Annotated in this window: 24 protein-coding genes and 1 pseudogene; 12 read left to right on the top strand and 13 right to left on the bottom strand. The window is 63.5% G+C overall.

The genetic code is table 11. The features are described 5' to 3' along the window. Positions 1-3: 3 nt before the first annotated feature. Positions 4-569 (bottom strand): annotated as a pseudogene (locus tag AC0L3K_RS07950) (thiamine pyrophosphate-binding protein). 267 nt (positions 570-836) lie between these two features. On the opposite strand from AC0L3K_RS07950, the gene AC0L3K_RS07945 reads away from it, so the two are divergent. The 3 genes from AC0L3K_RS07945 (at position 837) to AC0L3K_RS07935 (ending at position 2,858) form a co-directional block, all read left to right on the top strand. Beyond that, positions 837-1,886: a hydroxyacid dehydrogenase gene (locus AC0L3K_RS07945; RefSeq protein ID WP_007593292.1), complete on the top strand. Its 1,050-nt coding sequence runs from the start codon at positions 837-839 to the stop codon at positions 1,884-1,886. Positions 1,887-2,002: 116 nt separating this feature from the next. Then, positions 2,003-2,452 carry a flagellar basal body rod protein FlgC gene (locus AC0L3K_RS07940; protein ID WP_473365749.1) on the top strand — a complete coding sequence of 150 codons (450 nt, stop codon included), beginning with the start codon at positions 2,003-2,005 and terminating at the stop codon, positions 2,450-2,452. Positions 2,453-2,645: 193 nt separating this feature from the next. After that, positions 2,646-2,858, top strand: coding sequence for a hypothetical protein (locus AC0L3K_RS07935; RefSeq protein WP_007593289.1), 213 nt, complete (start codon positions 2,646-2,648; stop codon positions 2,856-2,858). Positions 2,859-2,862: 4 nt separating this feature from the next. Here AC0L3K_RS07935 and AC0L3K_RS07930 read toward each other — a convergent pair whose 3' ends face one another. The 6 genes from AC0L3K_RS07930 to AC0L3K_RS07905 form a co-directional block, all read right to left on the bottom strand. Further along, complete coding sequence (locus AC0L3K_RS07930; RefSeq protein WP_007593282.1) at positions 2,863-3,441, bottom strand: GNAT family N-acetyltransferase; 579 nt, start codon at positions 3,439-3,441, stop codon at positions 2,863-2,865. A 6-nt stretch (positions 3,442-3,447) separates the two neighbouring features. Then, positions 3,448-5,805: an Orn/Lys/Arg family decarboxylase gene (locus tag AC0L3K_RS07925; protein WP_354164461.1), complete on the bottom strand. Its 2,358-nt coding sequence runs from the start codon at positions 5,803-5,805 to the stop codon at positions 3,448-3,450. Between the two features lie 103 nt (positions 5,806-5,908). Continuing rightward, entirely contained in the window at positions 5,909-8,113 is a 2,205-nt protein-coding gene (locus AC0L3K_RS07920) for a xanthine dehydrogenase family protein molybdopterin-binding subunit (protein WP_473365739.1), read from the bottom strand. Positions 8,114-8,120: 7 nt separating this feature from the next. Further along, positions 8,121-9,137 (bottom strand): FAD binding domain-containing protein, encoded by a 1,017-nt coding sequence (locus AC0L3K_RS07915; protein WP_007593279.1) that lies wholly within the window; start codon positions 9,135-9,137, stop codon positions 8,121-8,123. Next, positions 9,134-9,625, bottom strand: a complete 492-nt coding sequence (locus AC0L3K_RS07910) for a (2Fe-2S)-binding protein (RefSeq protein ID WP_007593272.1) — start codon at positions 9,623-9,625, stop codon at positions 9,134-9,136. The genes AC0L3K_RS07915 and AC0L3K_RS07910 overlap by 4 nt, the downstream gene beginning before the upstream one ends. Positions 9,626-9,775: 150 nt before the next feature. Further along, positions 9,776-10,255: an Lrp/AsnC family transcriptional regulator gene (locus AC0L3K_RS07905; protein WP_473365738.1), complete on the bottom strand. Its 480-nt coding sequence runs from the start codon at positions 10,253-10,255 to the stop codon at positions 9,776-9,778. A gap of 134 nt (positions 10,256-10,389) precedes the next feature. Between AC0L3K_RS07905 and ald the strand changes: the two genes are divergently transcribed. From ald to AC0L3K_RS07890, 3 genes are all read left to right on the top strand, one after another. Further along, a complete protein-coding gene (gene ald, locus AC0L3K_RS07900) occupies positions 10,390-11,505 on the top strand; it encodes an alanine dehydrogenase (protein ID WP_473365737.1) in 1,116 nt (371 codons plus the stop codon). Positions 11,506-11,680: 175 nt separating this feature from the next. Beyond that, positions 11,681-11,899 (top strand): hypothetical protein, encoded by a 219-nt coding sequence (locus AC0L3K_RS07895; RefSeq protein WP_007593267.1) that lies wholly within the window; start codon positions 11,681-11,683, stop codon positions 11,897-11,899. Between the two features lie 148 nt (positions 11,900-12,047). Continuing rightward, positions 12,048-13,106 (top strand): YeiH family protein, encoded by a 1,059-nt coding sequence (locus AC0L3K_RS07890; RefSeq protein WP_473365736.1) that lies wholly within the window; start codon positions 12,048-12,050, stop codon positions 13,104-13,106. A gap of 138 nt (positions 13,107-13,244) precedes the next feature. Here the strand turns inward: AC0L3K_RS07890 and AC0L3K_RS07885 are convergent, their stop codons facing one another. The 5 genes from AC0L3K_RS07885 to AC0L3K_RS07865 form a co-directional block, all read right to left on the bottom strand. Further along, positions 13,245-14,117, bottom strand: a complete 873-nt coding sequence (locus AC0L3K_RS07885) for an ABC transporter ATP-binding protein (protein WP_007593264.1) — start codon at positions 14,115-14,117, stop codon at positions 13,245-13,247. After that, positions 14,114-15,022, bottom strand: a complete 909-nt coding sequence (locus AC0L3K_RS07880; RefSeq protein ID WP_088940900.1) for an ABC transporter permease — start codon at positions 15,020-15,022, stop codon at positions 14,114-14,116. Before AC0L3K_RS07880 ends, AC0L3K_RS07885 begins: the two co-directional genes overlap by 4 nt. Beyond that, positions 15,019-16,440: an ABC transporter substrate-binding protein gene (locus tag AC0L3K_RS07875; protein WP_219680943.1), complete on the bottom strand. Its 1,422-nt coding sequence runs from the start codon at positions 16,438-16,440 to the stop codon at positions 15,019-15,021. Before AC0L3K_RS07875 ends, AC0L3K_RS07880 begins: the two co-directional genes overlap by 4 nt. Positions 16,441-16,605: 165 nt before the next feature. Beyond that, positions 16,606-17,382, bottom strand: coding sequence for a Crp/Fnr family transcriptional regulator (locus AC0L3K_RS07870; RefSeq protein WP_007593261.1), 777 nt, complete (start codon positions 17,380-17,382; stop codon positions 16,606-16,608). Between the two features lie 196 nt (positions 17,383-17,578). Continuing rightward, positions 17,579-17,875, bottom strand: coding sequence for a gamma-butyrobetaine hydroxylase-like domain-containing protein (locus AC0L3K_RS07865; protein WP_007593255.1), 297 nt, complete (start codon positions 17,873-17,875; stop codon positions 17,579-17,581). A 208-nt stretch (positions 17,876-18,083) separates the two neighbouring features. Between AC0L3K_RS07865 and AC0L3K_RS07860 the strand changes: the two genes are divergently transcribed. From AC0L3K_RS07860 to AC0L3K_RS07840, 5 genes are all read left to right on the top strand, one after another. After that, a complete protein-coding gene (locus AC0L3K_RS07860; protein WP_007593254.1) occupies positions 18,084-18,857 on the top strand; it encodes a ferredoxin--NADP reductase in 774 nt (257 codons plus the stop codon). Positions 18,858-18,961: 104 nt separating this feature from the next. Further along, the gene (locus AC0L3K_RS07855) at positions 18,962-20,704 is read left to right on the top strand and encodes a fumarate reductase/succinate dehydrogenase flavoprotein subunit (RefSeq protein WP_007593253.1); all 1,743 of its coding nucleotides are present in this window, start codon (positions 18,962-18,964) and stop codon (positions 20,702-20,704) included. 26 nt (positions 20,705-20,730) lie between these two features. After that, positions 20,731-20,964, top strand: a complete 234-nt coding sequence (locus AC0L3K_RS07850; RefSeq protein ID WP_007593252.1) for a 4Fe-4S dicluster domain-containing protein — start codon at positions 20,731-20,733, stop codon at positions 20,962-20,964. A 2-nt stretch (positions 20,965-20,966) separates the two neighbouring features. Further along, the gene (locus AC0L3K_RS07845) at positions 20,967-21,944 is read left to right on the top strand and encodes a HEAT repeat domain-containing protein (RefSeq protein ID WP_007593251.1); all 978 of its coding nucleotides are present in this window, start codon (positions 20,967-20,969) and stop codon (positions 21,942-21,944) included. A gap of 111 nt (positions 21,945-22,055) precedes the next feature. Further along, complete coding sequence (locus AC0L3K_RS07840; protein ID WP_473365735.1) at positions 22,056-23,228, top strand: fumarylacetoacetate hydrolase family protein; 1,173 nt, start codon at positions 22,056-22,058, stop codon at positions 23,226-23,228. A gap of 59 nt (positions 23,229-23,287) precedes the next feature. Here AC0L3K_RS07840 and AC0L3K_RS07835 read toward each other — a convergent pair whose 3' ends face one another. Then, positions 23,288-23,455 (bottom strand): hypothetical protein, encoded by a 168-nt coding sequence (locus tag AC0L3K_RS07835; protein WP_157158567.1) that lies wholly within the window; start codon positions 23,453-23,455, stop codon positions 23,288-23,290. Between the two features lie 161 nt (positions 23,456-23,616). Between AC0L3K_RS07835 and ytfQ the strand changes: the two genes are divergently transcribed. Beyond that, positions 23,617-24,582 carry a galactofuranose ABC transporter, galactofuranose-binding protein YtfQ gene (ytfQ, locus tag AC0L3K_RS07830; protein ID WP_007593249.1) on the top strand — a complete coding sequence of 322 codons (966 nt, stop codon included), beginning with the start codon at positions 23,617-23,619 and terminating at the stop codon, positions 24,580-24,582. Positions 24,583-24,718 lie beyond the last annotated feature (136 nt).

Genomic DNA, 24,718 nt, shown 5'->3' with positions numbered 1-24,718 from the left:
TCCTCACTTGTCGAACACCTTGCCGCCCGTGAGCAGCGGGTTGAGGATCAGCGCGACTGGCGCCTGCGTCGTGATGGCCTGCTTGATCGAACGGTCGGCAATGAATTCGAGCTCGTCGAGCCGGGTGATGGTGTGATGCTCCAGCGCCAGCGAATCCAGCACCGGACGCATGGTGCGGCAGACCAGTGACTGGCCGTAATTGAATTCGCCGAGCGTGCCGCGCTCAGACACGAACATGATCAGCGGAATCTGGTAGGGCACCGCAAGCGAGGCCAGCACGTTGGCGAGCGTCGCAAACCCCGAGGTCTGCATCAACACCGCGCCCCGTCGTCCGCCCATCCAGGCACCCGAGACGATGCCGACGGCCTCCTCCTCGCGGGCGGTGGCAAAGGTGGTGAAGAACGGATCGGCGTGCAGGTTCTTGATCAGCGGCGTCAGCACGCGGTCGGGCACGTAAGGGACGAGGCTGATCTCGTTCCGCTTCAGCGTTTTAGGACGATGCCGTGCCAGCTCTTGTCGCTGGAGGTCTGCGCCGCCTCGGACGAGGTCTGTTGCTCCGCAATCGGCATTGCGTTCTCCCTTCGGCCGCGCATGCTTCTTGGTCTTTTGCCTTTGTCGTGGCCATCGTCTTGGCCGTCGTGGCGGTCTGCCGAACTTGACGCAGGCAGCGGGATTGTCAACATGTCCGGGCTGCACCGTGATCTGCGCCAGACGGCCTGCCGCGGCCGGTGCCGCCGTGTCATAAGCGGCAATAACAAGAGAACGGAGGAACGTATGAAAGGATCGCGCGCCGCGCTGGCCCTGCGGATCTCCTGGAGAAAGCCGGAAGGGTCCTGATGTCCGTCAACAGCAAGCGCGTCTTCTACGTTAAATATCTAGCCAATCCGATCTATATCGACATTCTGAAGGCGCGGCCCGACGTCCGGCTCGATCGCATCGAGAACGAGAGCCCCGAGGAATATTTCGCGCCGATCATCGAAGCGGCTCATGTCTACCAGATCGGCGCCGCCCGTGACGAACTGGCCCCGCATTTCCATGTCGATGCTGCCTTCCTGAAGCGCGCGCCGAACCTGCTGCTCGTCTCCAGCAACGGCGCTGGATTCGATCCTGTTGACGTCGAGGCCTGCACCGATGCCGGCGTGCTGGTCGTCAACCAGTCCGGCGGCAACGCCCATTCCGTCGCCGAGCATGCGCTGGCGATGATGCTGACGCTGTCCAAGCGCATCATCCAGTCCGACCGCAAGCTCCGCAGGGAGTCCAACGTCAACCGCAACGAACTCGTCGGCAACGAGATCGAGCACAAGACCGTCGGCATCATCGGCCTCGGCAATGTCGGTCGCCGCATCGCCGCGCTGTGCAAGGGCCTGTTCGGCATGAAGGTGCTGGCCTACGATCCGTACCTGACGGCCGAAATGATGGCCGAGCGGGGCGGCGAGAAGGTCGAGCTCGACGAGCTCTTGCGCCGCGCCGACTTCGTCTCGATCTCCTGTCCGCTCGACAAGGGCAGCCGCAATATGATCAGCGTGCGCGAGTTTGGGTTGATGCAGCCGCATGCGTACTTTATCACCACGGCGCGTGGCTTCATCCACGATGAGGATGCGCTGCTCCAGGCGTTGCGTGACAAGCGCATTGCGGGCGCCGGTCTCGACGTCTGGTCGAAGGAGCCGCCGCCGCCGGAGCATCCGCTGCTCCAGCTCGACAACGTGCTGGCGAGCCCGCATACGGCCGGCGTCACGATCGAGGCGCGCCAGAACATGGGCCGCATCGCCGCCGAGCAGGTGCTGCAGACGCTCGACGGTAAGCGCCCGCCGCGCATCATCAATCCCGAGGTCTGGCCGCGCTATGCCGAGCGGTTCAAGCAGGCGTTTGGTGTGATGCCGGCGTAGGGCGCGCGAAGTCTGATCGTGCTCCGATCGCTGGTTACGAGGATGAAAACAGAAAGCGGCGGATTTTACTGATGGCGTGAGTGAACACGTATGACTTGTCCTGTAGATCAGGGTTCATGAGCATATTTTCGATTGCGACATCCGGACTTTCCGCGGCGAGTTTGCGTGTGAACGTGGCCGCGAGCAATATCGCCAACATTCGCACGACAGGCCCGCTACCTGCGTCAGGCGGATCGAGCACATCGGCCAGTGCGGTCAGTTCGAGCATTAGTCCGACGTTTCCCGCGGCGTATGTGCCGTTGCGAGTCGATCAGGTCGACCAATCGAGCGGCTCGACGCCGGGCGGTACGTTCACGACCGTGTCGGCGGTTTCGCCGAGCTTTACCGCACAATCCGACCCAAGCGCCCCCTTCGCAAACCAGGACGGCCTGGTCGCCGCGCCGAATGTCGATCTCGCCAGCGAATTCGTTCAACTGGCGACCGCGAAGTACAGCTTCATTGCCAATGCGAAGGTCATTCAGGCCTATTCAGAAACGACAGAGTCGATACTCGACATCACGACGTGATGTCGGCGCGGGCGCTCGTGTCGCGCGCGCCTTCCGCAGGCCCCTAGGCGGGGCGAGGGTGGTTGACGGATTGAGCCGACGACTGTCGGCGGGCGGGAACCGCGCCCCGACCTTGATCCGCATCAAAATCTCCCTCCCGCAATCCGGCTAAATGGGATTAGAGTGAGCGCCGCCGGGGCAGGCAGGAGGTCCCATGTCAACTTATGTGGTCAGGTTCATGAAGGACGTGCTCGGCCAGTACGGCCGGCAGATCGAGGTGTGCCAGGGCACGCTCGAGATCGACGCTTCCGACGAGAACGAAGCCAGAGAGCGGGCGAAGGCGAGGTTTTGCGAGGACCAGGCACTGCACCACTGGTCCTTGCATGCCGACCGCATCCAGGTCAGACCGGCTGACTTTCCGTCGTGAGGGCCTAGCGGCCGGGCGCCGTGACGGGCGGCGGCGCGGTGACGCCGGCACCGAGCGAGCGCTGTACCATGACGGTGTCGGACCAGTGACCGTTGCGATAGGCGACACCGCAGAGCAGGCCGGCGCGCGCGAAACCGAACTTCTCGTGCAGCGCCAGCGAGGGGGCATTGTCGGCATCGATATAGCCGATCATCTGGCGGAAGCCGGCCGCCGCACACGCGTCGATCAACTCCTGCAGCAATAGCCGTCCGACTCCGCGGCCGAGATGGTCGTGGTGCACATAGATCGAATGCTTGGCGGCGTAGCGATAGGCTGGACGCTTGCGGAACAGTACCGCATAGGCATATCCCACGACTTCACCACGAAAGGTCGCGACCAGATGCGGCAGGCGGGTCTGCTTCAGGTTCTTGCGGCGGTCGCGCAGATCGTCCGGCTCGGGCGCACCGGTTCCCTCGACGTCGCGTGGCACGCCGTTGCGGACGTGATGGCGGTAGATCGCCAGCATCGCATCGACATCGCTCTCGCGTGAGGGCCGGACCACGACTGGCCCGTCATCCGGGCGCGCAATCGCAGTTTCGTTCATCGGCACCTACCCGGCAACGACGTAAGTATAGAGCCCGATGCGCCCCTGCGCATCGATCTCCTTGTAGACGCCCTGGATTTCCACATCGAAGCCCGGGAACGTGTTGAAGCAGGTCTCGAACATCTTGAGATAATCCAGCATGGGCTTGGCCCGTTCCGTCAGCCGCTCGCCGGGCACGATGGTTGCGATGCCGGGCGGATAGACCACGAAGGGCGTGGTGGCGATGCGGCCCGTGATCGCTTCGATCGGCAGATAGTCGACATCGTTGCGGAACAGGTAGCGCGCGGCATCGCGGGGCGACATCGCGATGTCAGGCATGTGCTCGGGCATGAACTGCCGGGCCTGGAGTGCGCTGACGTCGGCGGCACGGAAGAAACGGTGCATATCGCCGCAGAGATCGCGCAGCCGCACGCCGGCATAGCGCGCCTGCCGTCGCTGGCAGAACTCCGGGATGGCGTCGGCCAGCAGCGCATTGTCGTCGTGCAGCCGCTTGAATGCGACGAGACCGGAGATCAGCGTGCCCGCCTTGCTTGCTTCGACGCCCGGAGTGAGCAGGAAGAGCAGGGAGTTGAGGTCGTTCTTCTCGGGGACGATGCGGTTCTCGCGCAGATATTGCGCGACGACCGGCGCGGGGATGCCGTGCTCGACATAGGCGCCGGTGATGCGATCGAAGCCGGGCGTGAGCAGCGTCAGCTTGTTCGGATCGGTCATGGCAAACCCCTCGCTGAGGCCAGGGAAGCCATGCCAGGCGCTGTCGGGGGAGAGCTGCCACAGCGCAGGGTTGGTGGCGAGTTCGTCGGTGGAGAGTGTTTCCCAGGCGACGTTGTGGGCGGCGCCGGCGCGGCTGACGTCGGGAATTGCGACGCGGTCGGGGACGAAGGGTTCGAAGAACCAGCGGCGGTCCGGAGTCTGCTCCTTCTCCTCGAACTCCCGGCGCATCGCGCGGATTTTCTTGCGCAACTCGATGCCGAGCCGGATCGTGTCGTCCCACAGCACTTCGCCGGAGCGGCCCTTCATCATCTGTGCGCCGACGTCGAGCGAGGCGAACAGCGGGTAGAATGGCGACGTGGAAGCGTGCTGCATGAAACTTTCGTTGAAGCGGCGGTGCTCGACGCGCCGTTTCTGGCCGCGGATGTGACGATCCTTGATGTGGATCTGGGATGCCTGCGAGAAGCTCGCGAGCTGCTTGTGGGTCGACTGCGTCGCGATGATGCCGGGAGCCTCGGGGGGAAGGTTGGTCAGCCCCATGGCGAAGCGGCCGGCATAGAGCGGGTGGAATTTCATGAAGCCGGCCCAAGCCTCGTCGAACAGGATGTACTCGCAGAGATGGCCGATGCGCTTCAAGATCATCTCGGCGCTGTGAATGGTGCCGTCATAGGTGCACTGCTCGACCACGGCGACGCGGAACGGCCGCTCCTTGCGCCAGGCGTCCTTGTCCGTCACCAAGGGATGATTGCGGATCGTCTCGCGCAAGGTTTTCTCGTCGAGCATGTCCCAGCGCATCGGGCCAATCAGGCCCCAGGCGTTGCGGATGGTCGGCACGTAGACCGGAACGCCGCCATTGATCATCAGCGCGCCATGATGAGCGGCTTTGTGATTGTTGCGGTCGAACAGCACGAGATCGCCGTCGGTGACGAGAGCGCCGAGCGCGATCTTGTTCGATGTCGAGGTTCCGTTGAGCACGAAATAGGTCTTTTCCGCGCCAAAAATCTGGGCGGCTTCCTTCTGCGCCCTTAGCGCGGGACCTTCGTGGGTGAGGAGGTCGCCGAGGTCGAGCACGGAATTGTCGAGGTCGTCGCGGAACACGGACTCGCCGAGATGTTCGACGAACACCCGCCCGATCGGGCTGCGGTTGTAGAACACGCCGCCATTGTGGCCTGGACAGGTCCAGAGCTGGTTGCCCTCTTCGGCATAATCGACCAGCGCGCCGAAGAAGGGCGTCTTCAGCGTCTCCGCATATTGCTTCAGACGGCTGATCAGGTTCTTGGCGATGAAGGTCGGTGTCTCCTCGGACAGGAAGACATAACCGTCGATGAAGTCGAGCACCTCGACCGGCAGATCCTCGAACCGCTTGCGCCGGATCAGGAGGATGATCGGGAAATCGAGGCCGCGCCGCCGCATCAAATTGATCAGCGCCGAGGTCTTGCCCTCCAGGCCCTTCTTGCCCCAGTCCACCACCATGCAGCCGATCGCGGCATCGGTCTGCACCGCCATCTCCGCGTCCTCCAGCTTGCGGGCGCGAACGACCTCGAAGCCGGAACGCTGGATCTCCTCGATGATCTGGTTGAAGCGGACACCTTCGAGGTCGTCGGCGTCGAACACAGGTGCGGCGAACAGGAAGTTGAAGCGCTTGAAATAGTCCATGTCATGTCCCGAATGTGCGAGACCGACAGGTCTCGACACATTTGATGACAGCTGGATGACAGGGAGCGCGATCCCGAGCGGGCCGGGTCGGATGACCATCGGCTCAGTCCAGCAGCTTGTCCAATGTGATCGGGAAGCGGCGGATGCGTTTGCCGGTGGCGTGATAGACGGCGTTTGCGATCGCCGCCGGGACGCCGACGATGCCGATCTCGCCAATGCCCTTGATGCCGAGCCCGTTGATGTGCGCGTCCGGCTCGTCGACGAAGATCACGTCGATGTCGTGAACATCCGCATTCACGGGAATGTGGTACTCGGCGATGTTCGCGTTCATGATCCGACCGAAGCGATGATCCATCACCGTCTCCTCATGGAGCGCCATCCCGATCCCCCAGACCACGCCGCCCATGATCTGGCTGCGGCCGGTCTTGGTGTTCAGAATCCGCCCGGCCGCAACGGCGCTCACGACCCGCGTCACGCGAATGACGTTTAGCTCTTCGTCCACCTTGACCTCGGCGAAGACGGCCGAATGGGTGTTGCGCGCGTGTTTCTTGTCCTCACCGAACTGGTTGAGCTTCTCCTTCTCGATGCGCTCGACGCCGCCATGGCGCATCGCGTCGGCGATCGAGACTGCGCGGCTGTTGTCGCTGGCGCTGGCAATGCTGCCGTCGGTCAGCACCGTATCGACAAGCTCGGCGCCGGCGACCGGCGAGCCTGGCATCTTCCCGGCCAGAGCTAACAGCTCCTTGCGCACTTCCTCGGCGGCTGCGAGCACCGCATGTGCGCTCGAGGCGGCCATCCAGGAGCCGCCCTCGACAGGCGCCTGCGGCAGACTGGAATCTGCGAGCCTGACGCTGATGTTCTCGATTGGGAGGCCGAGTGCGTCGGCTGCGACCTGAGCGACAATGGTGTAGGTGCCGGTGCCGATGTCCGATGCGGCACATGACACCTCGGCATGTCCGTTCGACGTCAGCGCGATACGGACGGCGACCGGCATCTGCAGTGCTTCCCACACACCCGTCGCCATGCCCCAGCCGACCAGCTCCTTGCCGTCGCGCATCGAGCGCGGCACAGGATTGCGTCTGCTCCAGCCGAAGGCGTCCGCGCCGCGCGCGTAGCATTCGCGCAACTGCTTGCTGGTGTAGGGGAGGTTTTCGCTCTGGTCGCGATCCGAGTAGCACTTCAGCCGCAGTTCGACCGGGTCGAGCTTGAGCGCGACGGCGAGCTCGTCCATTGCGCATTCGAGCGCGCAGACGCCCGACGCCGCGCCCGGTGCGCGCATGTCGCAAGGCGTGGAGACGTCAAGGTGAACCAGCTTGTGCGCGAAGCGGCTGTTCGGGGTCTTGTAGAGCTGTTCGGCCCAGCCGGTATCGTTGCGCGCAAAATCCTCGTAGCGCGAGGTGACGGCAATGGCCTCGTGCGTAACGGCGTCGAGCGTACCATCCGATTTTGCGCCGAGCGCGACGCGCTCGATGGTCATCGGCCGGTATCCGAGCCCGTACATCTGCTGCCGCGTCAGCACGACGCGAATGGACCGCTTCAGCGCGAGCGCGCCGAGTGTTGCCAACACCACCTGATATTGCGGCCGCAAGCCGGAACCGAAGGCGCCGCCGACGTATGGCGAGACCACGCGAATGTCATCCGGTTTCTTGTCGAACACCCCGCAGAGAAATTTGTGGACGTTCTGGACGCCTTGAGTCTTGTCGTAGATCGTGAGCTTGCCATTGCTGTCCCAGACCGCCGTAGTCGCATAGAGCTCCATCGGATTGTGATGCTCGGTCGGTATCACGTAGTCCGCCTCGTGGCGCACATAAGCTCCCGCAAGAGCCGCTACGGCGTCGCCCCGCGGCTTGTGCGGCTTGTCCTTCTCGGCAGCGTTGCTGCGCTCGCCTTCGAGGTCGGTCGCAAAACCATGCTGCTCATATTCGACCCGCACGAGAGTCGCGGCAAATTTCGCGGTTTCCCAGTCCTCCGCCACGACCAACGCAATCGGCTGGCCATTGAACTTGATCGTGTCATCATAAAGCGGACGGAAAGGCGAGCCTTCCTCGGGCGCTACTTCGTCCTTCCACGAATCGTCCTTGTCGGCCAGTGGCGGACGGTTCGCATGCGTGAGCACGTCGAGTACGCCTTCGACCTGGAGTGCCGTACTGGTGTCGAGGCGGGCAATGCGCCCGCATGGAATGGTGGCCTCGACCACGAAGCCATGGAGGAGCCCGTCCGCCGGAAATTCGCCGGCGTATTTGGCGGCCCCGGTGACCTTGGCTCGGCCGTCGACACGCGACGTTGGCGTTCCGACATAAGCGTTCATAGGGTCCTCACGCGATCTTCTTGTGAGCCTGGGATTGCGGTGTGGCGTTCGCCGCCTGTGTCAGCGTCCGCACGATGGCGCGGCGTGCGAGCTCGACCTTGAAGCCGTTATGTGAGCGGGCCGTTGCTCCCTGGAGCAAGAGATCCGCGGCGTGCGAGAAGTGATCGGGCGTCGCGGCCTGACCGCGCAACGCAGCTTCGGCTTCGAGGCTGCGCCAGGGCTTGTGAGCCACGCCGCCGAGCGCCACGCGTGCCCCGCTGATTGCGTTGCCCTCCAATTCGAGCGCGGCGGCAACCGAGACCAGAGCAAAGGCATAGGACATGCGGTCGCGAATTTTGAGGTAGCTGTAGTTTTGAGCAAAGCCGAGCGGCGGCAGTTCGATCGCCGTGATGATCTCGCCGGTGCCGAGGTTGGTATCGACGTGAGGCTTGTCGCCGGGCACCCGGTGGAAATCAGTTAGCGCGATGGTGCGTTCGCCGGAGGGGCCCGCGATGTGCACGAGCGCATCGAGCGCGGCCAGCGCCACGCTCATATCGGACGGATTGGTCGCGATGCAGGCGGCGCTCGTACCCAGGATCGCATGGTTGCGGTTCAGCCCGTCCATCGCCGAGCAGCCGCTGCCGGGATGTCGCTTGTTGCAGGGCGTGGCCGTGTCATAGAAATAGGCGCAGCGCGTTCGCTGCATCAGATTGCCGCCAACGGAGGCCATGTTGCGCAATTGCGCCGAGGCGCCGGCCAGAATGGCGCTGGCGAGCAGGGGATAGCGCTGCTCGATCAATGGATGGTAGGCGAGGTCCGAGTTCGGCACCAGGGCGCCGATGCGCAAGGACCCGTCGGCCGTCCCCTCGACCTTGCGGAGCGGCAGGCGGGAAATGTCGATCAGCCGGGTGGGGCGCTCGACATTCTCTTTCATCAGGTCGATCAGATTTGTGCCGCCGGCAATGAGTTTTGCGCCGGGATCGGCGGCGAGCAGGCGAATCGCGTCGGCGACATCATTGGCTCGGGCGTATAGGAAGTTGTTCATGGCTGGCCCATTGCCTGCTGGATGGCGGCGACGATGTTCGGATAGGCGCCGCAGCGGCAGAGGTTTCCGCTCATCGACTCCCGGATCTCGTCGGTATCTTTGGCACGGCCTTCGACGAGCAGTCCGGCCGCCGAACATATCTGTCCCGGCGTGCAATAGCCGCACTGGAAGGCGTCATGGTCGATAAACGCCTGTTGCAGTGGATGCAGCGCGCCGTCGTTGGCAAGGCCTTCGATGGTCGTGATCTTCGCGCCGTCGTTCATGACGGCGAGCGTGAGGCAGGAATTGATTCGCCGGCCGTCCACCAGCACCGTGCAGGCGCCGCACTGACCATGGTCGCAGCCCTTCTTGGTGCCGCTCAGCGCAAGATGGTCGCGCAAGGCATCGAGCAGCGTGGTCCATGGCACGAGATCGAGCGTGTGACTGACGCCGTTGACGACAAGATGGATCGGAATGCGTTCGGAAATTTGATGCGTGACATCGCCCATGTCCTGCTCCCTGCGACGGCGACCGTGCCGGACGTCAGCCGTGTTGACGCGGGGGCACGCCTCCGCCGGCCAATAGCGCCCAACGGACCACCGACCGGTTGGTTCCTTTTGATTCTCTTGCCGGCAGTTCGCCCTTCCGAGAGGTTGCGATCAGCGCTTCGCTTCGCCGAACACCACATTCGGCACGGCGCGGTTGACGACCTCGCGCAGCGCGAAGCTCGATTGTACCCGCGCGACGCGCGGCAGGCGCGACAGCTCCATGCGGTGGATGCGCTCAAAATCCTGGATGTCGCGGGCGAGCACGATCAGGATGTAGTCGTCGGTCCCCGACATCAGGAAGCAGCGCACGACGGACGGGCATTTCACCACTTCCGCCTCGAACGCCTTCAACGCCTCGTCGCTTTGGCTTTCCAACGCGATGCGGACCAGCACCGTGGTGGTAAGGCCGAACTGCGCGAGGTCGAGCGTGGCCTGATAGTCCTGGATATAGCCGTCGTCTTCCAGCGCCTTCTGGCGCCGCGCGAGCGCGGTGCTTGATAGCCCAACCTTGTTGGCGAGCACGGTGTGGCTGGCCCGCGCATTGGTCGTGAGTTCCGCGAGGATTGCGAGATCTTTCCGGTCGAGGGCCAAAGTTTCGTTTCCAGCGTGAAAGGGCGTTTGCGCGCCGGAAACCGGCGCAGGGATGTCAAAGCTAGCGGATATTTGCACGAAACCAAACCGGGCAGGTCGCTACGATCATGAGGTGAATCAAAAGGAGGCCAGGGATGCGCGTCGGTGTGCCCAAGGAAATCAAAGTGCAGGAATATCGCGTCGGGCTCACCCCGGGCGCAGTCCGCGAATATGTCGCGGCCGGGCACGAGGTGACCGTCGAGAGCGGCGCGGGTGGCGGCATCGGCGCATCCGACGAAGTCTATAGGCGGGCAGGGGCCACCATTGCCGACAGCGCGCGCGACATCTTCGCGAAGTCCGACATGATCGTGAAGGTGAAGGAGCCCCAGAAAAGCGAGTGGGCCCAGCTCCGCGAAGGCCAGATCCTGTTTACTTACCTTCATCTTGCGCCGGATCCCGAACAGGCCAGGGGTTTGCTCGCCTCCGGCTGTACTGCGATAGCCTATGAAACCGTCACCGACGCGGCCGGTCACCTCCCCCTGCTTGCGCCGATGAGCGAAGTCGCCGGCCGCCTCGCCATCGAGGCCGCCGGCGCCGCGCTCAAGCGTTCGGCCGGCGGCCGCGGGCTGCTGCTGGGCGGCGTTCCCGGCGTGCAGCCGGCGCGGGTCGTCGTGCTCGGCGGCGGCGTGGTGGGAACGCAAGCAGCGCGCATGGCCGCGGGCCTTGGCGCCGAGGTCACCGTGATCGACCGCTCCATTCCAAGGTTGCGGGAGCTTGATGACCTCTTTGCAGGGCGCGTGCGCACCCGCTTCTCCACCATCGAGTCAGTCGAGGAGGAGGTGTTCGCTGCCGACGTCGTGATCGGCGCGGTGCTGGTGCCGGGCGCGAGTGCGCCCAAGCTCGTCACGCGTGCGATGCTGGCATCGATGCGACCGGGCGCCGTGCTGGTCGACGTCGCGATCGATCAGGGCGGCTGCTTCGAGACCTCGCACCCGACCACGCATGCAGAACCAACTTATGTGGTCGACGGCATCGTGCATTATTGCGTCGCCAACATGCCCGGCGCAGTGCCGGTGACGTCGAGCCAGGCGCTGAACAACGCGACGCTACCGTTCGGCTTGATGCTCGCGAACAAGGGTTTTGCCGCGGTGCTGGAAAATCCACATCTGCGCAGCGGGCTGAATGTGCATCGCGGCCGCATCACCAACAAGGCGGTGGCGGAGAGCCTCGGGCTGGAATTTGCTCCGGTGGGGAGCGGGCTGGCGGCATAGAGCATGATCCGGAAAAGTGCGCAGCGGTTTTCCAGGCCGGAAGAAGAAAACTATTGTCCCGTGCCCGTCCTGCGGAAGGAGTTTCCCCGCCGGGAGGCAAAAAAGCCAATCGCTTCCATTGCTGTTTGGGGCCGAAACGACGACATTTCCATCAGAAATTGATGGATTGACTGCTATGGAACGCACCAGGTTTGAGCCTTTCGGCGAGCAATTGGTGTCCGCAACGGACACCCAACCGCGCTCGCGCGGGTCGAAGCTGCTGCTGCGGGTTGGCACCGGCCTGTTCTGGTCGCTGGTTGCCGGCATCGTGCTGGCGCGTGCGGCCTTCTTCGAGCCCGGCGTCTACGATGGCTTCAGCCGCGTCGCCTCGCTGGCCAAGAGCCTGATCTTCTAAGGCGCGCCTGATCTTCTAAAGGGCGCCTGACCTTCAGAGCCAGATTATTCCGGGCTGAGGATAGAACTTCCCTGAGCCCTGATATGTCGAAAACTTATTTCCCAATCGGATGGCGCTGCGTATAAATCCTTCTCCTTGGGAGAGATTTGTGTCGCAGAATCAAGCATCCAGCCCGGCCGACGCCAAGCCGACCACGGCCACTGGCCGCATCGTCGCGCTGATTCCCGGGATCCTCCTCTGCATCGCCGTGGCCGGCGTTTCGGCCCTGCTCGAACGGGCGGAATTGGGCGTCTTCGAACATCCCTATGTCGAGGCGCTGGTGATGGCGATCTTGCTCGGCATGGCCGTGCGCAGCTTCTGGAAGCCCGCGCCGCGCTGGCAGTCCGGCATCGCCTTCAGCGCCAAGCAACTGCTCGAAGTCGCCGTCATGCTGCTGGGGGCCTCGATCAGCTTTGCTGCTATCGCGGCGTCCGGGGTCGCGCTGTTGGCCTCGATCGCAGCGGTCGTCGTGATCGCGCTCTGCGTCTCCTTCGGCATCAGCCGCCTGCTTGGTCTCTCGACGCGGCTCTCGATCCTGATCGCCTGCGGCAACTCGATCTGCGGCAATTCGGCGATCGCCGCGGTGGCGCCGATCATCGGCGCCAACAATGACGAGATCGCATCCTCGATCTCCTTCACCGCGATTCTCGGCGTGATGATGGTGCTCGGCCTGCCGCTGCTGATTCCGCTGCTGCAGCTATCGGCCACGCAATACGGTATCCTCGCAGGCCTCACCGTCTATGCCGTGCCGCAGGTGCTGGCCGCGACGATGCCGGCGGGACTCGTCTCGACGCAGATCGGCACGCTCGTCAAGCTGATGCGCGTGCTGATGCTCGGGCCGGTGGTCGTCGGCCTCTCGCTGACCGCCTCGCGCTGGCAGAGCGACGCCAAGAAGAGCAATGTCGGCTTTTTCCGCCTGGTCCCGTGGTTCATCCTCGGCTTCCTTGCGCTGGCGACCCTGCGATCCCTGGAGATCGTGCCGTCCACGGTGGTTGCCCCGATCACGCGGATCACGGGTTTTCTCACGGTGGTGTCGATGGCTGCACTTGGCCTGGGCGTCGACGTGAAGGTGCTTGCGAATGTCGGGGGCAGGGTGACGGCCGCTGTGACGCTGTCGCTGATGCTGCTGCTCGGCATCAGCATCGCGCTGGTGCACTGGTTCAAGTGAGCGGCGCGACACTGCCGTAGGGTGGGCAAAGGCGCGAAAGCGCCGTGCCCACCATTTCTCTCATGGAGAACGATGGTGGGCACGCTTCGCTTTGCCCACCCTACGAAACTGGCTTCCCGCAAGCGGGGCGAGGTAAGATCAAATCACGTCCGCGAGCGAATGCCCGTGCAGCTCGATGTTCAGCCCCTGCATGCCCATGTCGTTGAGCTCGCCGCCCATCGCTTTGATGCTCTCCTCGCGGATCAGCGACATCAGTCCGCGGCGCAATGCCAGGAATTCCGACGACATCATCATCGACTGCTGCCGCGGCCGCTCCAGCGGGATCGGAATCTCCGCCTTGATCGAGCCGGGGCGCGCGGTCATGCAGTAGACGCGGTCGGACAGGAAGATCGCCTCGTCGATGTCGTGGGTGACGAACAGCACCGAGATCTTCAGCCGCTGCCACATGTTGGTGAGGATCTGCTGCATGATGACGCGGGTCTGCGCATCGAGCGCGCCGAAGGGCTCGTCCAGCAGCAGCACTTTGGGTCCTGTCGCGAGCGCGCGGACGATGCCGACGCGCTGTTTCATGCCACCTGAGAGTTTCTCGGGGTAATGCTTTTCGAAGGCTTCGAGGCCCGCGAGGCCCAGCAGCGTGCGCGCGGCGCGCTCGCGCTGCGAGCGCGGCATGCCGCGCATCTTCAGGCCGAACTCGACATTCTCTCGCACCGTCTTCCAGGGAAACAGCGAATATTGCTGGAACACCATGCCACGCTCGGCGCTCGGACCGTTCACCCTCTCGCCGTCGACGGTGACGATGCCCGTGGTCGGCTTGAGGAAGCCGGCGACCGCGTTAAGCAGCGTCGACTTTCCGCAGCCGGAGGGCCCGACGATCGAGACGAACTCGCCAGGCTTCACATGAATCTGCGTATCGGTGACGGCCTGTACCGGTCCTTCGATGCTGTCGTAGCTGAGGGAGAAATTCCTGACCTCGATATGCCCCTGCGGTGCCTTGACGACGATCTCACTCATCTTGACCTCCACGGCATCACCAATTGTCCGGCCCCCCGGATCAGCATGCTCGATCCGAGGCCGAGCACGCCGATCGCGATCATGCCGAGCGCGATGTCGGCATACTGGACCAGCGAATAGGCCTCCCAGGTGAAATAGCCGATGCCGTACTGCCCCGAGATCATCTCGGCGGCGATCAGCGACACCCAGGCCACCCCCATGCCGACGGTGAGGCCGGTGAAGATGTGCGGGAGCGAGGCCGGGAAATACACGTCGCGGAAGATCGAGCGTTCCCGCGCGCCGAGACATTGCGCGGCGCGCACCAGCACGGGGTCGACCAGCGACATGCCGTGCAGCGTGTTGACCAGGATCGGGAAGAACGAGCCGAGGAAGGTGATGTAGACGATGCTCTGCTCGTTGGTAGGCCACAGCATGATCGCCATCGGCACCCAGGCGATCGCCGGGATCGGCCGCAGCACCTCCGCCACGGGGAAGATAATCTCGTGGACCAGCTTGAAGCGGCCCATGATCAGGCCGAGCGGCACCGCGACGATGGCCGCGAGCGAGAAGCCGAAGAAGATGCGCCGGCAGCTCAAGAGAACGTGCAGCAGGAATTTCGGATCGTGGATCGCCTTGGTGAAGCTCGCATAGACCGCGAGTGGCGAGGGCACGTTGGTGAAGCGCACGAAGAACACGACGCGGTAGGTCGTCAGCAGGTGCCAGACCAGCAGGAAGGCGAGCAGCGAGATGATGCCGATCGCGGTCGCGCGCAGCCCGCCCCGGTTGAGCCGGTACCAGCGCAACGCGAGCGTGCCGAAGGAAGGCGGTGATGCGGGTGGAGTGGAGGCGGGCATGGCGCTTGCCTCCGCGATGGCACTTGCCGGCATGCTGTCCTCGGGATGTCTGAGGAGGGCGGGACTGCTCACGTCTTGCCCCCGCCGACCGCCGCCTTCACGGCCTCGTCGAAGCCGAGCACCTTGCCGCTGATCTTGGCGGCATAGGCTTCGGCGTCCTTCTTCAACAGGAACGGCACAACCTCGCCATTGCCGACCGCGAAGAAAGCCTGGTCGGCGAACAGCTTGATGCCGCGGGTGGTATCGAAGACGTAAGCGACGTTGATCTTCTTGCCCTTTGCCTTGTAGTCGGCATAGGCGGCGAGCGTGCAGCCGGTTGACGAGAAAGGCATGATGCCGGCTTCGTCGACCCAGACCTCGCCGGCTTTGCGCGGATCGGAGATCGGTTTCTTGCAGAAGGAATCTTCGCCGGAGATCTCGTAATTGCTGGTGCTGGCGAGCCGCGCGTCGTAGTCGAGCTTCATCTCGGAATAGGCTTTGCGGATGTAGCTGTCGTCGACCCATTTCTTCGGGTCGAACTCCTTCATCCGGCCGAGGTTCTGCAGCACCTTGACGTCGGCCGTCGCGGCGTCGATCAGCGCCGGCTTGATCGAGGGATCAGTGGTCATGTTGCCGCTGGGGCCGAGGAAGATGTAGACGACCTCCTTGTTGATGCCGGTCCATTCCTGGATTTTCTCGGCGGCGAGCTTGGGATCGTCGCGCAGCCACTGATTGGCGGCGATCAGCGCCTTGAAATATGCGACGACGACCTCGGGATATTTCTCGGCGAAATCGGTGCGGACCACGATGCCGTGGAAGGTCGGCAGATTAGTCTCGACGCCGTCAAAGATCTTTCGCGCGAAACCGCGGAACGGCAGCAACTCGGCGAACGGAACGAAGTCGGCATGCGCGTCGATCTTCTTCTCCTGGAGATTGGTCGAGCCGACCTCCGGGCTTTGGCTGACCAGCTGGAAGAAATCCGACGCGTAGCCGCGGTCCTGCATCGCCTTCAGCACCATGCCGTGCGCGGCGGAGCCGAACGGCACGCTCACGAGCTTCCCCTTGAGGTCTGCGAGATCGTAGTAGGGCGAATCCTTGTGAACGACGATGCCGTTGCCGGAGCCCGACAGGCTGTAGGCGGCGATGCCGATCAGTCGGCTCTTGCTCTCCGGATTGCTGTCGAAAGTGAAGCCGTTCACGATCAGCGGATAGTCGCCCATCATGCCGATCTGCAGCTTGTTCGCCATCATCGCATTGGTGACGGGCGGACCGGACGTGAAGTTCTGCCACTCCAGCTCGAACTTGATGTTGGCGTATTTGCCGTCCTTCGGCAGATATTTTTCGAGGAGATGGAGCTGGCGGATGACGACGCCGGCGGTCACCGTGTTGGTCGTGGTGTCCTGCGTTCCGATGCCGAGCGTAACGGTTTCCGCCGCGGCCGGCTGCGCGAGGAGAAGCGCCAGCGACGTCACCGACATCGCGATCGAGAGCGTGGGAAGATGGCGGACCATTCTCATCCTCATTCGGTTGGATGTGCTGTGGTTGCCATGATTGGGTGAGGGCGTGGGCAGGGCAAATCCGGAATGAGCGCCACAGTCGATTAGTTGCCGGGAAAAGTTGATTGCATAGTCCTTGGGCAGTCCTGCACTATAAAGCCGCTTGGGTGGGCACCGGCCCTAGTCCGACGCTTGCCCTCGCATCTCTTCCAGCACGTCGGGCCGGCAGACCACGATCTGGGAGCGCTTGGTCAGCACGATTCCCTTCTCCTGCATGCGCTTCAGGCTGATCGTGACCCATTGCCTGGTGGCGCCGACCATGTGGGCGATATCGGCATGGGTGAAGGCGGCCGCGATCACCCGGCCGTCGGCGTCATCGACGCCATAGAGGTCGACGAGATGCAGCAACAGATGCGCAAGGCGCTGTGTGATCGAGCGCGTTCCCAGCATCTGGGCCAGCGCCGAATAGCACTTGCCCTTGAAGGTCAGGCCTTCGATCAGGCCGATCGCGAGGTTCGGAATCTCGACCGCAAGCGATCGCAACTCCTTTCCGGGCAGATGCACCACGCTGCAATTGCTGGATGCAACGCCGGACCATTGATGCACGGTGCCTTCGAACACTTCCGGCCCGCCGACGAAATTGCCGACATGCCAATAGGCCAGCGTGATCTCGCGGCCGAGCGGCGAGGTGTAGAAGACCCGGATACGGCCGCTTTCGATCAGCCAGATACCGTCATGCTTGCCACCCTGGCTGAACAGCGTCTGGCCACGGTTGAGCACTTTTCGGCGGCCCTGCTTCAGCACCAGCTCCCGCTCGCGCTGGCTGAGCTTGTCCATCAACGGCGGCGGTCCGCCGATCCATTGCTGGTTCTCGGTGAGCAGCAGCGAGGAACCGCCGGCAGGCCGGACTGCCGGGGGACCGGCCCCCCGAACCGCATTCGCCGCCGCCTGCAACATTATCTGCCTCCGGAACGTTCAAACCGTTCTAAAGAGGAGCAATGTCCGTGCCAGATTCACTCCGCTGTCATCGCCCGGCTTGACCGGGCGATCCAGTATTCCAGAGACGTCAATGGGTTATCGAGAAGCCGCGGCGTACTGGATTCCCCGCCTTCGCGGGGAATGACAGCGGAGTTTGGAGGACGACCTGTTGCGTCTACCGTCCCGCCAGGCTCAGCAAATACGGCTTCGGGTAAATCCCCCGATTATGCCCATCCGAAAACGAGATGTTCAGCCCGTAACCGAGATCGCCGATTTCGGTGATCGCGATGCCCGGAAAACGCTCGGGGAAGCGGCCGTCGAAGCGGGCGCGGGTGCAGTGGGCGCATTTGCAGGAGAGGCGGAGCGTTTCCGCCGGCAAGTCCAGCGTGTCGTCCTGAGCGGTGCGAACGCGGAGCGTCGCGAGGTCGGCGCTTGCTTCGTAATCTGCCACGATCGGTGCCACCAAGGTCATGACGTGTCTCCGACCCTTCTCTACGTTGCCGCAGCGCTGCTGCGATAGCAACTAATTGCCAGGCTCAGGTGCGAGGCGCTGATCTTCGCTGCCTGCTGTTCGATCATCGCCCACGAAATGTGAAACTAATCGACCGGGAATTTCAGTTCAGCGTTGCCGGATTCCCGTCTCTCCGAAACCTTGTGCGCAATCGAGGTCAGGAGAGACAATGAGCGCATTTCAGAAGGAAACGGTCCTGTCGGTCAGGCACTGGACCGATAGCCTGTTCAGCTTCACCGCGACGCGCGATCCGGGCTTCCGCTTCCAGAACGGCCAGTTCGCGATGATCGGGCTGGAAGTCGAGGGCAAGCCGTTGCTGCGGGCCTACAGCATGGCGAGCGCCAATCACGAGGAGGCGCTCGAGTTCTTCTCGATCAAGGTGCAGGACGGTCCGCTGACCTCGCGCCTTCAGAAGATCAGGGAGGGAGACGTCATCCTGGTCGGCCGCAAGGCCACGGGCACGCTGATCACCGGCAACCTCCTTCCCGGCAAGCGCCTGTTGCTGCTCTCGACCGGCACGGGGCTCGCGCCGTTCGCCAGCCTGATCAAGGACCCCGACGTCTACGAGAATTACGAGACCATCGTGCTCGCCCATGGCTGCCGCCAGGTCTCCGAGCTCTCCTATGGCGAGCACCTGGTAGAAGGCCTGCGCGATCACGAGTTCTTCGGGCCGCTGATCCGGGACAAGCTCGTCTACTACCCGACCGTTACCCGCGAGCCGTTCAGGAATCGCGGCCGCATCTCCGACCTGATCGCGTCGAACCAGCTCTTCGACGACATCGGTCTATCAGGCCTCGATATCGAGACCGACCGCATCATGCTGTGCGGCAGCCCGGCGATGCTGGAGGAACTTCCCGCGATGTTGTCCGCACGCGACTTTGTCGAGGGCAATCACAGCCGGCCCGGTCATTTCGTGATCGAAAAGGCCTTTGTCGAGCGCTGAGGCGCAAATCGCAGCCCGGCGACAACTAATTGCTATCGCCGGGACGCCTGCTGAACAAATCTGATGCAAAGGCGCCGGACCTGCCGGCGAACCAGGAGCAAGCGATGTCACTAGATCAGATCGTCGATGGACTTTCGGAGGTTTCCTGCGACGTGCTGGTGATCGGCGGCGGCACGGCCGGCCCGATGGCGGCACTGAAGGCGAAGCTGAAGAATCCGAAGGCCAATGTCGTCCTGCTCGAAAAGGCCAACGTCAAGCGCTCCGGAGCGATCTCGATGGGCATGGACGGCTTGAACAACGCCGTCATTCCCGGATACGCAACGCCGGAGCAGTACACCAAGGAAATCACCATCGCCAATGACGGCATCGTCGATCAGAAGGCGGTCTACAAATACGCGCAGAACTGCTACTCGATCATCGAGGAACTCGACAGTTTCGGCATCCGCTTTCTGAAGAACGAGAACGGCGACTACGCCGTCAAGAAGGTGCACCACATCGGCACCTACGTGCTGCCGATGCCGAACGGCGAGACCGTGAAGAAGGCGCTGTATCGCCAGCTCCGTCGCGCCCGCATCCTGATCTCCAACCGCTACATGGCGACGCGGCTGCTCAAATCCGCCGACGGGCGCATTGCCGGCGCGATCAGCGTTAATACTCGTACCGCCGAGATGCTGGTGATCAAGGCCAAGGCCGTCATCCTGTGCATGGGCGCCGCCGGCCGGCTCGGTCTGCCGACCTCCGGCTACATGTTTGGTACCTACGAGAACGCAGCCAATTCCGGCGACGGCTATTCCATGGCCTATCATGCCGGTGCGGCTCTGGCGAACCTCGAATGCTATCAGATCAATCCGCTGATCAAGGACTATAACGGCCCGGCCTGCGCCTACGTCGCCGGTCCCTTCGGCGCCTTCACCGCCAACAACGAGGGATCGCGCTTCATCGAATGCGATTACTGGTCGGGTCAGATGATGCTGGAATTCTACAACGAGCTGCTGTCCGGCAAAGGCCCGGTGTTTCTCCAGCTCAAGCATCTTCACCCCGACACCATCTCGGAGATCGAATCGACGCTGCACAAGGTCGAGCGTCCCACACGCGGCCTGTTCCAGCAGGGGCGCGGGGTCGACTACCGCAGCGAGTCGATCGAGATGCATATCTCCGAGATCGGCTTCTGCTCCGGTCACAGTGCGTCGGGCGTGTTCGTCGACGACAACGCGCGCACCACCGTCCCGGGCCTCTATGCCGCCGGCGACATGGCCAGCGTGCCGCACAATTACATGCTCGGCGCCTTCACCAACGGTTCGGTCGCCGGCCTCGACGCGATGGAATTCGCTGACAATCACGACTTCGCGGAATTCGACGCGGCCGATGTCGCCAGCGAACGTGACCGCGTCATGGCGCCGACCAAACGCGAGGACGGCATTCCGCCGAACCAGATCGAGTACAAGACCCGGCGTCTCGTCAATGACTATCTCCAGCCGCCGAAAGTTACGCGCAAATACGAACTCGGCATGCGCCGGCTCGCCGAAGCGAGGGAAGACATGCAGGAGCGCATGATCGCGCGCAATGCGCACGAACTGCTCCGCGCGCTCGAAGTACAGTCGATCATGGACTGCGCGGACATGGCTGTGCATGCCTCGCTCTACCGCGAGGAAAGCCGCTGGGGTCTCTATCACTGGCGGACGGATTTCCCGGAGAAGGACAACGAGAACTGGTTCTGCCACACGCTGCTGAGCAAGCAGGACGGCAAGATGACCAGCGAGAAGCGTGCCGTGGAGCCCTATATCGTGCCGATCGCCGACGATGAGAAGGATCTCTACGACAAACAGCGCATCCGCGCGACAGCCTGACCCGCCAAAGTAACAGGAGACATACGATGCCTCTCGCTTCCTATCAGACATCGGTTCCGGTGGTCGTCGACGACGCCAAATGCATCGCGGACAAGGGCTGCACGGTGTGCGTCGACGTCTGTCCGCTGGACGTGCTGCGTATCAGCGATATGACCAACAAGGCCTATATGGCCTATGACGAATGCTGGTACTGCATGCCCTGCGAGGCGGATTGCCCGACCGGCGCTGTCACCGTCAACATTCCCTATCTGCTGAGGTAGTCATGTCGAGCCCGTTCGAATCCTACGACGATCTCGAAGATGCCGACGAGCGGCTCCAGGCCGCCGATCCAGGGGAGCGCCGCGTCGCCATCATCGCGCTCGGCCATTCCGGCGATCCCGCAGCAGTCGGCCATCTCGCCAAAATGGTCGCCGATCCCGATGCCGGCGTCCGCCAGCAGGTCGCGATGGCGCTTGGCGAGTTCGACGGGCCGGAGGCTGCCAGCGCGCTGGTGAAGCTGCTGGTCGATCCTGAGAGAATCGTTGCGTCCGCCGCGGCCGACAGCATGGCCGAGTTCAAGGATCCTGCCTGCGCCGAAATCATCCTGCCGCTGGTCAAGCACGCCCACGCCTTCGTCCGCATGGGCGCGTTGCGCGCGCTGAAGGAGCTGCGCTGCAAGGATACGCTGAAGCCGGCGCTGGAAGCGCTCCAGGATTCCGACGCCGCCGTGCGGGTGCAAGCGATCGGCGTGATCGGGTTCCTCAAGCTGGAGGAATCAATCCCGGCGCTGACCGCGCTGATCAACGATCCCGACGCGCATGTGCGCCGTGCCGCCGTCAGCGCGCTCGCCTTCTCGCAGATGAAGCCCGCGGCTGAGATGATCACGCGCGCGTTGAAGGATTCGGACTGGATGGTGCGGGAGATGGCCGCAGAAACGCTGGGCCTCAACGTCAACGGCTCGATCGCCGCCGACCAGCTCATCGCTTCGCTCAGTGACGAGTTCTGGCAGGTGCGGCTGAAGGCAATCCGCAGCCTTGGCCGGATGAAGATCGAGCACGCGGTTCGCCCGATCGGCAATTGCGTCAACCATGAGCAGGCGAATTTGCGGAAGGAAGCCGCTGCTGCGCTCGGCGAAATCGCCCACCACGACGGCGAGGCGTTCCTTGCCGTCATCGCCAACGATCCAGATCCCGAGGTGCGCAAGAACGCGCGCTGGGCGCTTCAGCAGATCGCGGCCCGAAAAGCGCGCGCGGGGGCATAGGAGCGCGGCGGGCTGCCGCGCTGGACTTCCCGTCCCAGACGTTTATTGGTCTTCGCCAATGTGATCGGCCTCCGCGAGCGCGGCCGATCCGAAAAGAGCGAGGATACGCCCATGACGACATTGACGGTAAAGGACCTTCTTCCCGAGGACGGCACGCGGGGAACGCTTGTCGGCCGCGTCTGGCTGCCGCAGGCGAATGGCCCGGCCGTGGTCGCCGTGCGCGGCGATGGTGTGTTCGACGTCACCGCAACGTTCCCGACCGTCAGCACGCTCTGCGAGGAGGACGATCCGGCGAAGGCGCTTGCCACGACCAAGGGTGAGCGCATCGGCGATATCGAGGCCATCGTCCGCAACACGCCGCCCGATCAGCGCGATCCGAAAAAGCCGTGGCTGCTCGCGCCGGTCGATCTCCAGACGCTGAAGGCGGCCGGTGTGACCTTCGCCATCTCGATGCTGGAGCGCGTGATCGAGGAGCGGGCGAAAGGCAATCCGGCCTCGGCCGAAGCGATCCGGCAAGAGGTGACGCGGCTGATCGGCGACGATCTGTCGAAGCTCAAGCCGGGTTCGGACCAGGCGATGCACCTGAAGCAGGTGCTGATCGACCAGAACGCCTGGAGCCAGTATCTCGAGGTCGGCATTGGCCCCGATGCCGAGGTCTTCACCAAGGCGCCGACCTTGTCGTCGGTCGGCACCGGCATGGATGCGGGGCTGCATCCGAAATCGACCTGGAACAACCCCGAGCCGGAGCTGGTGCTGTTCGTCTCGAGCCGCGGCAAGATCGTCGGCGGCGCGCTCGGCAACGACGTCAATCTGCGCGACTTTGAGGGCCGTTCGGCGCTGTTGTTGTCGAAAGCCAAAGACAACAACGCGTCGTGTTCGATCGGTCCGCTGCTGCGCCTGTTCGACGACAGCTTTACCCTCGATGACGCCCGCAAGCTCGACATCAGCCTGAACGTGAAGGGGCAGGACGGTTTCGTCCTCGACGGCCATTCCTCGATCAACATGATCAGCCGCGATCCGACCGATCTGGTCGAGCAGACCATCGGCAAGGTGCATCAATATCCTGATGGCTTCGTGCTATTCCTCGGGACCATGTTCGCACCGGTTAAGGATCGCGACGCGCCGGGGCAGGGGTTCACCCACAAGCGCGACGACATCGTCACGATCTCGGCGCCCCAGCTCGGCAAACTCGTCAACCGCATGCGGACCAGCGACGAGTGCGAGCCCTGGACCTTCGGCATCGGCGCGCTGATGAAGAATCTGGCGCAGCGGAAGCTGATCTAGCGGTCGGCATGTTGCCCGGCCGACAGCGGGCGATTGCACATCGAAATCAGAGAAGGTCGTCATGCCCGGGCTTGTTCCGGGCATCCACGTTCTTTGTCCCGCATGGCAAGAACGTGGATAGCCGCGACAAGCCCGCCCATGACGATGTGGCGCTGGCCAAGCTGCATCATTTCTTTCATCTTCCCGTTGCATCTGCGGAACAAAATCGCGCTGGGCGTGTCGTACAATGACTCTCCTGCCGAATGTCACCCCCGACCAAATAGTCAGATAATATGACTAGTCGGAACCAAGCTTCCGTGAAATAGTCCCTCCCGCCGCCTCAAAGGTCGGCCTGTGGGTGCGATGCTACCAATCGGCGCCCCGGATAACATTTTGGGAGATACGCCTGATGATCCTCAAAGCCCTCTTTGCGGCCAGCGCCACTGCCGCGTTGCTGCTCGCGCTGCCGGCGAATGCCGCCGAGCTCACCATCGGCTTCTCGCAGATCGGATCGGAATCCGGCTGGCGCGCGGCCGAGACCTCGGTCTCCAAGCAGGAAGCCACCAAGCGCAAGGTCAATCTCAAGATCGCCGACGCGCAGCAGAAGCAGGAGAACCAGATCAAGGCGATCCGCTCCTTCATCGCGCAGAATGTCGATGCGATCTTCCTCGCGCCCGTCGTCTCGACCGGCTGGGACTCGGTGCTGAAGGAAGCCAAGGAGGCCAAGATCCCGGTCGTGCTGCTCGACCGCGACATCGATCCCTCCGGCAAGGAGCTCTATCTCACCGCCGTGACCTCAGACAGCGTGCATGAAGGCGAGGTCGCCGGCGACTGGCTGGCCAAGACCGTCGGGGCCAAAGCCTGCAACATCGTCGAATTGCAGGGAACGGTCGGCGCGAGCGTCGCCGCCAACCGCAAGAAGGGTTTTGACACCGCCATCGCCAAACACGCGAACCTGAAGGTGGTGCGCAGCCAGACCGGCGACTTCACCCGCGCCAAGGGCAAGGAAGTGATGGAAAGCTTCATCAAGGCCGAAGGCGGCGGCAAGTCGATCTGCGCGGTCTACGCGCATAATGACGACATGATGGTCGGCGCGATCCAGGCGATGAAGGAAGCTGGCCTCAAGCCGGGCAAGGAGATCCTCACTGTCTCGATCGATGCGGTCCCCGACATCTTCAAGGCCATGGCCGCCGGCGAAGCCAATGCCACGGTCGAGCTGACGCCGAACATGGCGGGCCCCGCGCTCGATGCCATCGCGGCCTTCAAGGGCAAGGGCACGGTGCCGCCGAAATGGATCCAGACGGAGTCGAAGCTTTATACGGCCGCCGATGATCCGCAGAAGATCTACGACAGCAAGAAGGGCCTCGGTTACTGAGGCGAGGACGTGGGCGGGCCGCCGGGGGGGGGGGGGGGCGGGGGGCCCCGCGGCCCCCCGGCGGGCTCCCGCCGGCGGGGGGGGCGGCCGGGCGGGGGGGGGCGCGGGGGGGGGGGTGGGGGGGGGGGGGGGGGGG

This window comes from Bradyrhizobium sp. MI1.10, from assembly GCF_055811035.1.
This window is presented reverse-complemented; position numbering and strand designations above follow the sequence as displayed.

Bases quoted from the DNA above. Each gene is read 5' to 3' on its own strand.
- AC0L3K_RS07850 (WP_007593252.1), top strand. From the start codon at position 20,731: ATGCCTCTCGCTTCCTATCAGACATCGGTTCCGGTGGTCGTCGACGAC.
- AC0L3K_RS07930 (WP_007593282.1), bottom strand. From the start codon at position 3,441: ATGAACGAAACTGCGATTGCGCGCCCGGATGACGGGCCAGTCGTGGTC.
- AC0L3K_RS07910 (WP_007593272.1), bottom strand. From the start codon at position 9,625: ATGGGCGATGTCACGCATCAAATTTCCGAACGCATTCCGATCCATCTT.
- AC0L3K_RS07940 (WP_473365749.1), top strand. From the start codon at position 2,003: ATGAGCATATTTTCGATTGCGACATCCGGACTTTCCGCGGCGAGTTTG.
- AC0L3K_RS07895 (WP_007593267.1), top strand. From the start codon at position 11,681: ATGGAACGCACCAGGTTTGAGCCTTTCGGCGAGCAATTGGTGTCCGCA.
- AC0L3K_RS07915 (WP_007593279.1), bottom strand. From the start codon at position 9,137: ATGAACAACTTCCTATACGCCCGAGCCAATGATGTCGCCGACGCGATT.
- ald (WP_473365737.1), top strand. From the start codon at position 10,390: ATGCGCGTCGGTGTGCCCAAGGAAATCAAAGTGCAGGAATATCGCGTC.
- AC0L3K_RS07860 (WP_007593254.1), top strand. From the start codon at position 18,084: ATGAGCGCATTTCAGAAGGAAACGGTCCTGTCGGTCAGGCACTGGACC.
- AC0L3K_RS07875 (WP_219680943.1), bottom strand. From the start codon at position 16,440: ATGGTCCGCCATCTTCCCACGCTCTCGATCGCGATGTCGGTGACGTCG.
- AC0L3K_RS07870 (WP_007593261.1), bottom strand. From the start codon at position 17,382: ATGTTGCAGGCGGCGGCGAATGCGGTTCGGGGGGCCGGTCCCCCGGCA.
- AC0L3K_RS07925 (WP_354164461.1), bottom strand. From the start codon at position 5,805: ATGGACTATTTCAAGCGCTTCAACTTCCTGTTCGCCGCACCTGTGTTC.
- AC0L3K_RS07885 (WP_007593264.1), bottom strand. From the start codon at position 14,117: ATGAGTGAGATCGTCGTCAAGGCACCGCAGGGGCATATCGAGGTCAGG.
- AC0L3K_RS07845 (WP_007593251.1), top strand. From the start codon at position 20,967: ATGTCGAGCCCGTTCGAATCCTACGACGATCTCGAAGATGCCGACGAG.
- AC0L3K_RS07865 (WP_007593255.1), bottom strand. From the start codon at position 17,875: ATGACCTTGGTGGCACCGATCGTGGCAGATTACGAAGCAAGCGCCGAC.
- AC0L3K_RS07945 (WP_007593292.1), top strand. From the start codon at position 837: ATGTCCGTCAACAGCAAGCGCGTCTTCTACGTTAAATATCTAGCCAAT.
- AC0L3K_RS07935 (WP_007593289.1), top strand. From the start codon at position 2,646: ATGTCAACTTATGTGGTCAGGTTCATGAAGGACGTGCTCGGCCAGTAC.
- AC0L3K_RS07855 (WP_007593253.1), top strand. From the start codon at position 18,962: ATGTCACTAGATCAGATCGTCGATGGACTTTCGGAGGTTTCCTGCGAC.
- AC0L3K_RS07840 (WP_473365735.1), top strand. From the start codon at position 22,056: ATGACGACATTGACGGTAAAGGACCTTCTTCCCGAGGACGGCACGCGG.
- AC0L3K_RS07920 (WP_473365739.1), bottom strand. From the start codon at position 8,113: ATGAACGCTTATGTCGGAACGCCAACGTCGCGTGTCGACGGCCGAGCC.
- ytfQ (WP_007593249.1), top strand. From the start codon at position 23,617: ATGATCCTCAAAGCCCTCTTTGCGGCCAGCGCCACTGCCGCGTTGCTG.